Genomic DNA, 9,964 nt, shown 5'->3' with positions numbered 1-9,964 from the left:
TCGGTCGAGGACTTAACCAAATTAAATGATTACTCGAAAGACTTCTTCAGCATTATCTAGTTTTGAGGGAACAAACCTCAATAAAATAGGTCTAGTGGCGATAGCGAAAAGGTCACACCCGTTCCCATCCCGAACACGGAAGTTAAGCTTTTCAGCGCCGATGGTAGTTAGGGGCTGTCCCCTTGTGAGAGTAGGACGTCGCTAGGCAATGAACAAGCATCCATTATGGATGCTTTTTTTTATATGTTAAATTCGTAGAAGTTTACTTCTCGTTTTGTTGGAGTTATAATGAAAGTAACAATATCTGGGAGGGACATGAGTTGACTAATTATTCTGGAGAGGTTATTCCGCTGATTCTTGATTTTTGTAAATGGCTAGTCGAGCAAAATAAATCTGCTAATACTGTAAAAACATACGGTCTAGAACTTGAAAGGTTTCATGAATGGCTTCAAAAGAACGATTCTGATTTAAACCATTTGCGTAAGAGTGATATTCAAGATTATATTTCCCACCTGGAACAACAGCAAAAGAGCCTAGCAACAATTGATAAAATTGTTGGTATTATACGTACTTTTGCGAAGTACCTGAAGCAGCCTGAACTTACTTTTGGTATTGAACTAAAGCCTGTGGAAAGAAATGAAGAATTTGAAATATTATCCGAGGCGCAGTATCAAGTATTGATAGAAAAGGTAAATCATAATAGTGATCTGCGAGATCGGGCTATAGTCTATATACTGTTGCACACTGGAATTCGTATTTCAGAATTATGTAATTTAAACTGGGAGCATGTCAACTTCGAGAAAAATGAGATAACTGTTGAAAAAAAGGAAGAAAAACGTGTCATTCCTCTATCAAGGGATGCAAGAGAGCATTTAAATGAATACTTTGTGGTTCACCCATTAAAAAAAGAGGCCATTTTCATCTCGCAAACAGGCAAACGATTAACAGAAAGAACCATCCAATACATGCTTAAAAATTATGATGTAACCCCAAATCAGTTAAGACATACTTTTTGTCAACGGCTCGTTGATTCTAATGTCGATCTTGAGGTTGTTTCAAAACTGGCAGGCATTAAGGATTTAAATCTAGTCAAAAGATATATAAAAAGATCCGAGGTAAATAGAAGCCAATTAGAGGAAGTCATTAATAATGCTTTTATTAACGACACACAAGGATAGGTTGTTTTATTAGGGGTGTAATAAGTACTTTTTTATAGCCTTTCCGAATCATTCGGAAGGGTTATTGTAATTAAGGAATGATATTTCAAGTTCCTTAAAATTTAGGAAGAGTATAATTCCATCTGCCAGATCGCTAAAAGAATCCTTTAACTATCTACTTGTTGTTGCAATATTGCTATATCCCACCAATCTTATTACCTTATCTACTTCATTATCTCCAGGCGCGGCCGGCAGCCTTTTTTAAAGTGCTGACACAGTAAATACCCTCATAATGAAAGAATCTCTAACAGAATGCTGGAGATTCTTATGATTATTTTTTAAATTTTTCCGGAAACTGCTTCACAACTCCCGCAGAAATAGTATCTGCCATTAGGATTATATGTGTGATTCCATTGTCAATTGAAACGATTCTTGCGTTCCAATCTTTTGCTAAACTTGCAGATAAATCATTTGTCACAAATTTCAGATGCGTATAGAGTAAATTTTTTAGATCTTCGTTTTTCAAATAGGGGTTGGCACCGCTAAGGAAAGCTGCTATTTTATCAGCATTTCTATACCATTCTTTGTTTAGCTGATTCACCAAGGCTTTATTTCCGCTTTTAGCCGCATCTACAATCTTTCCTGCAATAATAATATGCTCCTTAAGCAAATCCGTAAGTTTGTTCCCAGCTTGCTCTCCGTATACTGGCTTTATAACATTACCAATATCCTCCTGATTTTTCAGAAGCCTAGTCAATACCTGTTTTTGATCCTCTGCTCTTGCTGTTGTTGCACTTGTAATATAATTACTTGTCCACAATACATGATCAATCCAAAGTCTCCTGAAATGATTTTCAAACTTTACTTCAGATTGGCTAATGCATGGTACCTGCGTCTCAGCGTAGGTACTGATTGTTCCAGTCATCATGTTTAGTGGAAATAACAAAATAAAACCCATCAACAATAATTTTTTCATAAACCTTCTCCTTCCAAAGATAAAAAATACCCTTTTTATTATTGATATATAGGTTTTTTTTATTCCTAAAAATGGTTCTGCTAACCCTGCTTTTTTAAGAAAAAATGAAATTTGGATAAATAACGAAGTGTAAGTGAGAATTCTGGTAGAATATTTATTTTTTGTAGGAAGTAAGGAATATAAAGTATTACTAATTGGTGCGAGAGTTTACGAGAAAGGACGGCCCCTTTTTTTCTTTTTCAACAGGGGCGATCAGTTTAATAAGGGATAATTAGAAAACTGCTTATGGTAGTAGTTAAATACTAGGTAGTATCTAACAAAGGATGTTTATGAGTGAAACTAAAAGGGGAAATTTAACATGTTATTTACTATACTTGCATAAAGGTGGGATTTAACATGTTAAGAAGAACTTGTTTACTATTTTGTTTGTTATCCATGGTAACCCTTCCTATTGGGTGTTCAAAACAGGAGTCCCAAGTATCGAAGGAGCTAAATGAAAATAAAACGACCAATAACCTATCTATTCCAAATGAATACAGCCATGCTAAAGATATAATTGTTGCTCTAACCAAACAGGGGCTCAAGATTAATGAAATAAAAAACTCTAATTCTATGGCGCTTTTCCAAACAAAACCGAATTATGCCATGTATGTGGAGAGTGAATGGGGAGATTTTGAACTAATTCATTTGGAAAACAAAAATGGTAAAGACTTCATCATAATAAAAAAGGAAGAAACTGATGGGGGATATGTATATTCAATAAGGAAAAATGATGAACCAGAACAATTATATTATACAAACGCAATCACATATTTTAATAAAAATGATGAGTACATTACCATTAGCCGAACGAAAGAATTAAATGAAATAATTAGGAAAGTTTTTGAAATAAGCCAAAAATAGTTCAACTGCAAAAGTCAGTATGTCTTAGGTTAGGTGTTGGATTGCCTTTGTATTAACGACTGCTTCAGACGAAGAAACAATTCGGTATCTATGCGATAACACTTAATGACGAGGATTTTCTTGTTATTAATAAATAACAAGCACCATTCGAAAAAAGAGAAACATGATTTCATTCATGATTTCTCTTTTTTTATATTCTAAGAGTAAATGGATGGGGGAAGTATTAAAGTGGATGATTAAAAAATATTTATTTCATTATGATAGAAGTGTAGGTTACTTTGTAAAGCACATTATACTAGTTCTGCCATAAAGTTATTTGGAATATAGTTAGATAGATTCTTTCAATCTACCGAAAAAACTAATTAAAGATTCGGTATCTAAATGGAGGTATTATATGGCGAATTTGAATCAAAGTGTAAGGGTTGCGGTTATTCAAGCTGCATCCATTATTATGGACCGTGATGCCACCATAAATAAAGCAGTTAGCTTAATACAACAAGCAGGAGAAAAGGGCGCCCAAATTGTTGTTTTTCCAGAGGCATTTATTCCAGCGTATCCTAGAGGATTATCCTTTGGCACTGTAATAGGAAGCCGCACTGACGATGGAAGGAAAGACTGGTATCGATATTGGGAGAACTCGATTCCTGTTCCTGGTGAAGCGACGGAACAGCTTGGTCAAGCCGCACGTGAAGCGGGAGTATACCTTATTATGGGTGTGATTGAACGGGATAGCGAATATAGTGGTGGTACACTTTTCTGTTCTGTTATTTTTATAGGCCCAGATGGTTCCCTTTTGGGTAAACATCGAAAATTAAAACCAACTGCAGCGGAACGGATTGTTTGGGGTGAGGGGGATGGAAGTACATTACCTGTATTTGATACTCCGCATGGAAAAATTGGAGCTCTGATTTGCTGGGAGAACTACATGCCTTTAGCGAGAGCGGCCATGTATGCACAAGGTGTTCAGCTTTATATTGCCCCAACTGCTGACGCTAGAGAATCATGGCAGTCGACTATTCGTCATATAGCAATGGAAGGCAGATGCTTTGTATTGTCCTCCAATCAATTTGTAACGAAGGACATGTACCCTGAGGATTTAGCTTGTTATGATGACCTTGTATCAGCTCCAGATGTGATGTGTAACGGTGGAAGTGCCATTGTTGGGCCACTTGGTGATTATGTTGCTGAACCTGTTTGGGGAAAAGAAGAAATGATTATTGCCGATCTTGATATGAGACAAATAGCCTCTAGTCAATTTGACTTCGATCCAGTAGGGCATTATTCAAGGCCGGATGTTTTTAAATTGTTAATAAACAAAGAAAAGCAGGAAAATATCATTTGGAAGAAATAACCCTGTAGGTCCTGCTTTTTAATAGGGAAAGGGATCTTTTTCTTATAGGGACATCCTTTTTATTTTTCAATGAGCAGTGTAACACTTCCAATAGCAAGACCTTTTGCTTCAATGTTATACTAATGGAAAAAGTTAGGGGGAGACTGTCATGAACAGGCTACAAGGAAAAACAGCGATCGTCACTGGTGCCAGCTCTGGAATTGGCGCTGCTATTGCTAAGGAATTAGCCATGGAGGGAGCAAATATCGTCCTGGCCGCCCGCCGGCTGGAAAAATTAAACGAAGTAAAAAGTGAAATTACAGAAATAACGAATGGCAAGGTGAAAGTAATTGCTGTCCAGGCGGATATGTCAGTTAAAAGTGACGTTAATCAGCTAGCGGAAAAGGCACAAGCAGAATTAGACAATGTAGATATTTTTATCAATAATGCTGGGCAAATGCGAACAGCAACCATCCGATCCGGGCAGGTGGAGGATTGGGAGCAGATGATTGATGTTAATATAAAAGGTGTACTTTACGGCATTCATGCTGTATTGCCATCGATGCTTAGCCGGTCAACTGGACATATTATCAATATTGCTTCGGTTTCCGGTCTTGAGGTAACAAAAACAAGTACCGTCTATAGTGCTACAAAGTACGCTGTTCGGGCCATTTCCATGGGATTGGAAAAGGAACTTGCTAGAACAGGTGTAAGGATAACGAATATTTCACCAGGGATGGTAGATACAGACTTGAGCAGTAATAGAACCTCGAATGATCGTAAAAAGCTTGAAGCAGCCGATATTGCAAAGGCTGTTGTCTATGCTGTCACCCAGCCTGACTATGTGAATGTAAATGAAATTACAGTTCGTCCAGTGTAAATAGCAGGGGGCTGTCCAGAAAGTAAGTTTTGATCACTTTCTGGAGCCCTTTTTTATATTCATCAAGGAAAATATCTTTACTTTTGCACTAATCATAAATAGAATTTAGTTAAATTAAAATGGTGTTTTGCTAGTCTTTAGGAAAATGAAAGAAATTAGATGACTAAGGAGTTAGAAGTTGAAAACAAAAGAATTTACTTTAACTGCGATTTTTATATCTATTATTTTATTATGTGCTTTAACACCTTTTGGGTATATACATTTAGGTGTAATTAAAGCGACTATCATTCATATTCCAATAATTATAGCTTCTATTATTTTAGGGCCCAAAATTGGTGCTTTCTTAGGGCTTGTGTTTGGTTTCACTAGTATTGCAATAAATACGATCACTCCAACCTTGTTATCATTTGCTTTTTCACCAGCAATTCCTGTATTAGGCACGAGTCAGGGAAGTATTTGGGCGTTATTTATTGCAATTGTTCCGAGAGTAATAATTGGGTTTATACCTTACTATATTTTCAAAGCTGTTCATAAAGCTATTATAAAGAAAAAGTCCAATCAAAAGCCTGCTTTATTTTTAACTGGCTTACTTACAACTTTTATACATACATTTTTAGTCATGGGTTCTATTTCTTTTTTATTTCAAGATGCCTATGCTCAAGCTATTAATGCCAGTAGCACGAGTGCAATTTATAAAGCTGTTTTAACTGTGTTTTTTACAAATGGACTTGCCGAAGCAGTCCTTGCTGGAATTGTAACAACGGCTGTGGTTCCACCGTTATTGAAGGTATTGAAAAAATAAATATCACCCGTTATCACGGGTGGTTTTAAATGTAATCACAGGGAGAGGAAGTGTAGTGAGGGATAAGCATGTATTGGATCCTCGAATTTCTGTGATTACATTTACTAGAAATTATGTGCTTTTTAGATTCTTAAAATTAGATTGAGATGATTTAAACTTCAAATTCTTTAATTTTTGCATTCGGTGTTAATACTTCTTCTGGCTTAAACTCTGCTAAAGGCTCTCCATTTTTGACTTTGTTAACCCAATCATGGTTAGCTAAGGCCCCTTTGCCTAAGGTAACCACATCGGCTTCCCCGTTCTCAATGATTTTCCTCGCCATGCTAGGATCCTCTAAATGACCGTTGGCGATTACAAGAATCCTTCCGTATTTTTTTGCAAGAGAGGCAAGTGATGCTTCGCTTGTATCGAATGCAGGCTTCCATGCTTGGTGTTCCGTAACATGGATAAAGTCAAGACCTGCTTGCCCTAATTGACCAAAGATAATTTCAGCATCTTTTTCTTTTCCTGCCCATTTATGTGTGTAATCATTTACTTTCACTTGCGAAATCCGAATACCAATAGTAAAGTCCTTCCCTACTGCTTCCCTAATCGCTTTAGACACTTCCACCAATATAAGGACCCGATTTTTCGTAGAACCACCGTATTCATCTGTACGGTGATTTGTATAATCAGTAAGGAACTCATCAAGTAAATAACCATTGGCTCCATGAATTTCAATCCCATCAAATCCAGCTAATAGAGCACGTTTAGCAGCATTTACAAATCCTGTTATAACTTCAGTTATTTCTACTTTCGTTGCTTCTCTTGGCATTGGGTAAGGGCCAGTTCCTTCATAAGCTTCACTTTTTTCCCCTTTTGGCTGAACAGCAGAAGGAGCGATTGATTCTTCAGTAAAAGGATTCCCATGAACAAGAGCCCCAGTATGCATGATCTGCGCAAAGATTTTCGCGCCTGCTTGATGAACAGAGTCTACTAATTTCTTCCACGCTTCTGTTTGTTTTTCATTAACAATCCCTGGCTGATATAAATAACCTGGGCTATACTTTTCATCTGTATAAATCCCTTCAGTAATAATAAATCCAAATCCCCCGCGGGCAAAAGATGTATAGTATGATATCATTTCATCAGTTACTAATCCTTCAGATGTTGCACTGATGCGTGTCATTGGTGCAACCCCAACTCGATTATCTACTGTTATATTCCCTAATGTAACAGTCTCAAATAACGTTTTTGTATTTGTCATTGTCAAAACTCCTTCTTTTATAACAGTTCATTGTATATTCTTAATCAACCATAAAGTATTTATTTAACATCCTTCACTATTCGCTCAAGGGTATCTCGTTTTTGGAAGGACCCTATTCAATAGAAATTTTCTATCTATGTTCTGTATCATTGTAATTCACTGCCTTAGTTTAGTAAAATAGATATCAATGAACTATTAGTTCGATAATATTGAACTGTGAAAGGGATAATTAGATGGAACTTCGCCAACTTATAACACTCAAGACAATTGTAGAAAGAGGAGGATTTAAAAAAGCTGCTGAACATCTCGGTTATGCTCAATCCTCCGTTACTACCCATATAAAAGAATTAGAAGAGGAAGTAGGAAAGCCTTTATTTGATCGACTTGGCAAGAAAGTCGTTTTGACTTATTACGGTCATCGACTTCTTTCTTATGCGGTAAAGATCATTGAATTGCATGCTCAGGCGTTAAACATAGACGAGGATCCAACAGGCGATCTTATTATTGGTATCTCGGAATCGCTGACGATCGGCCGTGTTCCACCTATTCTTCTTGAATATAAAAAATCTTATCCTAAAGTTAACCTTTCACTAAAATCTATCGAGAATTATAATGTGGCATCACATCTTCAAAATGGCGACATCGATCTAGCATTGGTATTAGAAAAAGAAGGTTGGTCCTTACATGAGATTCATTGTGAAGAATTGAAAAGAGAAAAAATGGTTTTGATAAGTCCTCCAAAGCAAGAAAACCCAAGAACGGTTTTATATACGGAAAGGTCATGCAGTTATAAGTCTGTTTTTGATCACTATATCAATTTTAAACAAGTGGATGTGAAAGAAAGTTTAGATTTCCAAAGTATAGAAGCCATTAAACAATGTGTTAGAAGTGGATTAGGAATTTCATTGGTACCTTATTTTTCAGTGAAAGAAGAATTAGAAAGTCAGAAATTGCATGGGGAGGAAGTAGAACCGGAACATCCAGCTATTTCAACATTCCTTGCCTATCATAAGGACAAGTGGCTTTCTCCATCTATCATAAGTATGATAACCTTAATAAAGAAACACTCTAAAAATTGGGATTAAAAAAGAGAAAAACATATTCTTAGAATCCTTAATAAATGAACAAATAAGAGGGCAAGTTTTGAGAAATGATCCATCAAAACTTGCCCTCTTTTTATATAAATTGAATAAGTATATTACATATCTAAGTCTGTAAATGCATAAGGCAATAATTCCCTTAAGGTCAATTCTAATATATCTTTCTTCTCGTTTGTTAAATAAACGGGCATTTCAGGTAAACAGAATTCTGCTAACACTTGTCTGCAAATACTACAAGGTGGAAGAAAATCTACCGTATCACCCGCGACAGCTATCGCCTGGAAATCACCCTTTTTGTAACCATTTGCGATTGCAGTAAAAATAGCTGTTCTCTCAGCACAATTTGTTTCACCTAATGAAACATTTTCCACGTTTACTCCATTAATAACAGTACCATCTTTTAGTAATAACGCGACTCCAACTGGGAATTTGGAATAAGGTACATAGGCCCTTTCCTTCATCTTACGTGCACTTTCCATTAATAGCTCTTTATTCATATGATCCATCCCTTTCAAAGAAGAATGAACTTTTCAAAGTCCCCTTAATGCCAACGTTTGATTGGCAGGATTGTTATAATATTATATTTAGGAAAATTTGTCAACATAGATGAATTAGATGATGGAAATGCTTTCCTGTCTCCACTCTAAGTTTGTCAAAGGATAGGGAAAATTATTAATCATTTAAAAAGTCCACAAAATAGCAGCAAAATAGATTAAAATAAATGAAAATAATCATTTTAGGAGGTACTCACTTTCATGAGAGTCGCAATTGCACAATTATCCACCAGTGTTGATAAGGCCTCTAATTTAGAGAAGGCGATCCAATACATTGCGAAAGCCAAAAGTAAAGGCGCAGATTTTGTCATTATTCCGGAATTTTATATGGCACTTGCCACCCCAAAGTCTGGCGTGTTGCCTGTTGAGGTAGCGGAACCGCTAGATGGTCCGTTTGTTTCTGGCCTTGCACAAGCTGCCCGTGAAAACGAAATCTATGTTGTTTGTGGTATGTATGAACCAAAAGCGGATGATCAAAAACGCGCCTATAACACAACCGTGTTTATTAACCGTTCAGGCGAGATCATTCATTCTTATCGAAAAACTCATTTATATGATGCTTTTAGTTATAAAGAGTCGGATACGATTATTGCGGGTGATAATCAATATAAAGTAGTAGAAACAGAGTTTGGAAAAATTGGCTTAATGGTGTGCTATGAATTAAGATTTCCCGAGATTGCAAGACAGTTTGCGCTTCAGGAAGCGGATGTCCTGTTTGTTCCTGCCGGATGGGTAGCGGGTCCGATGAAAGAGGAGCATTGGCAGACGCTGATTCGCGCACGGGCGATTGAAAATACGATGTTCGTTTGCGGTGCCGACCTTGTTGGCGATATTTTTTCCGGACGAAGTCTGATTGTTGATCCGATGGGAATTGTCCTCGCCAGCGCCGGTGAGGAAGAAACGTTATTTTTCGCTGATCTTGATTTAGATCGGATTCGCCGAGTGCGAGAAAAACTGCCAAGCGTAAGAGACCGAAAACCGGAATTTTACTGCTAAAGCGGTCCTTGCCACGCTCC

Annotated in this window: 10 protein-coding genes and 1 rRNA gene; 8 read left to right on the top strand and 3 right to left on the bottom strand. The window is 36.9% G+C overall.

The window, feature by feature from the left end:
* Window positions 1-90: 90 nt before the first annotated feature.
* Both rrf and V7149_RS13120 read left to right on the top strand, forming a co-directional pair.
* Window positions 91-207: ribosomal RNA gene (gene rrf / locus V7149_RS13125) — 5S ribosomal RNA — on the top strand.
* Window positions 208-320: 113 nt separating this feature from the next.
* The gene (locus V7149_RS13120) at window positions 321-1,178 is read left to right on the top strand and encodes a tyrosine-type recombinase/integrase (protein WP_335346078.1); all 858 of its coding nucleotides are present in this window, start codon (window positions 321-323) and stop codon (window positions 1,176-1,178) included.
* 310 nt (window positions 1,179-1,488) lie between these two features.
* Here the strand turns inward: V7149_RS13120 and V7149_RS13115 are convergent, their stop codons facing one another.
* On the bottom strand, window positions 1,489-2,133 hold the full coding sequence (locus V7149_RS13115) for a glycosyltransferase (protein ID WP_335346077.1): 645 nt from the start codon (window positions 2,131-2,133) through the stop codon (window positions 1,489-1,491).
* 396 nt (window positions 2,134-2,529) lie between these two features.
* Here V7149_RS13115 and V7149_RS13110 point away from each other — a divergent pair, with 396 nt between their 5' ends.
* The 4 genes from V7149_RS13110 (at window position 2,530) to V7149_RS13095 (ending at window position 6,048) form a co-directional block, all read left to right on the top strand.
* Window positions 2,530-3,036 carry a hypothetical protein gene (locus V7149_RS13110; RefSeq protein WP_335346076.1) on the top strand — a complete coding sequence of 169 codons (507 nt, stop codon included), beginning with the start codon at window positions 2,530-2,532 and terminating at the stop codon, window positions 3,034-3,036.
* 394 nt (window positions 3,037-3,430) lie between these two features.
* Window positions 3,431-4,387, top strand: coding sequence for a carbon-nitrogen hydrolase family protein (locus V7149_RS13105; protein ID WP_335346075.1), 957 nt, complete (start codon window positions 3,431-3,433; stop codon window positions 4,385-4,387).
* Window positions 4,388-4,535: 148 nt separating this feature from the next.
* The gene (locus tag V7149_RS13100) at window positions 4,536-5,246 is read left to right on the top strand and encodes an SDR family oxidoreductase (RefSeq protein WP_335346074.1); all 711 of its coding nucleotides are present in this window, start codon (window positions 4,536-4,538) and stop codon (window positions 5,244-5,246) included.
* Between the two features lie 178 nt (window positions 5,247-5,424).
* Window positions 5,425-6,048, top strand: a complete 624-nt coding sequence (locus V7149_RS13095; RefSeq protein WP_335346073.1) for an ECF transporter S component — start codon at window positions 5,425-5,427, stop codon at window positions 6,046-6,048.
* Between the two features lie 151 nt (window positions 6,049-6,199).
* On the opposite strand, the gene V7149_RS13090 is transcribed toward V7149_RS13095, so the two are convergent.
* A complete protein-coding gene (locus V7149_RS13090; RefSeq protein WP_335346072.1) occupies window positions 6,200-7,294 on the bottom strand; it encodes an NADH:flavin oxidoreductase in 1,095 nt (364 codons plus the stop codon).
* A gap of 233 nt (window positions 7,295-7,527) precedes the next feature.
* Here V7149_RS13090 and V7149_RS13085 point away from each other — a divergent pair, with 233 nt between their 5' ends.
* On the top strand, window positions 7,528-8,379 hold the full coding sequence (locus V7149_RS13085; protein WP_335346071.1) for a LysR family transcriptional regulator: 852 nt from the start codon (window positions 7,528-7,530) through the stop codon (window positions 8,377-8,379).
* Window positions 8,380-8,492: 113 nt separating this feature from the next.
* Here V7149_RS13085 and V7149_RS13080 read toward each other — a convergent pair whose 3' ends face one another.
* Complete coding sequence (locus tag V7149_RS13080) at window positions 8,493-8,891, bottom strand: cytidine deaminase (RefSeq protein ID WP_335346070.1); 399 nt, start codon at window positions 8,889-8,891, stop codon at window positions 8,493-8,495.
* Window positions 8,892-9,149: 258 nt separating this feature from the next.
* Between V7149_RS13080 and V7149_RS13075 the strand changes: the two genes are divergently transcribed.
* The gene (locus tag V7149_RS13075; RefSeq protein WP_335346069.1) at window positions 9,150-9,944 is read left to right on the top strand and encodes a carbon-nitrogen hydrolase family protein; all 795 of its coding nucleotides are present in this window, start codon (window positions 9,150-9,152) and stop codon (window positions 9,942-9,944) included.
* Window positions 9,945-9,964 lie beyond the last annotated feature (20 nt).

This window comes from Bacillus sp. JJ1503, from assembly GCF_036965125.1.
Lineage (GTDB): Bacteria > Bacillota > Bacilli > Bacillales > Cytobacillaceae > Cytobacillus.
Note: the sequence above shows the minus strand (reverse complement) of the source record. Positions and strands in the feature narration are given on the sequence as shown.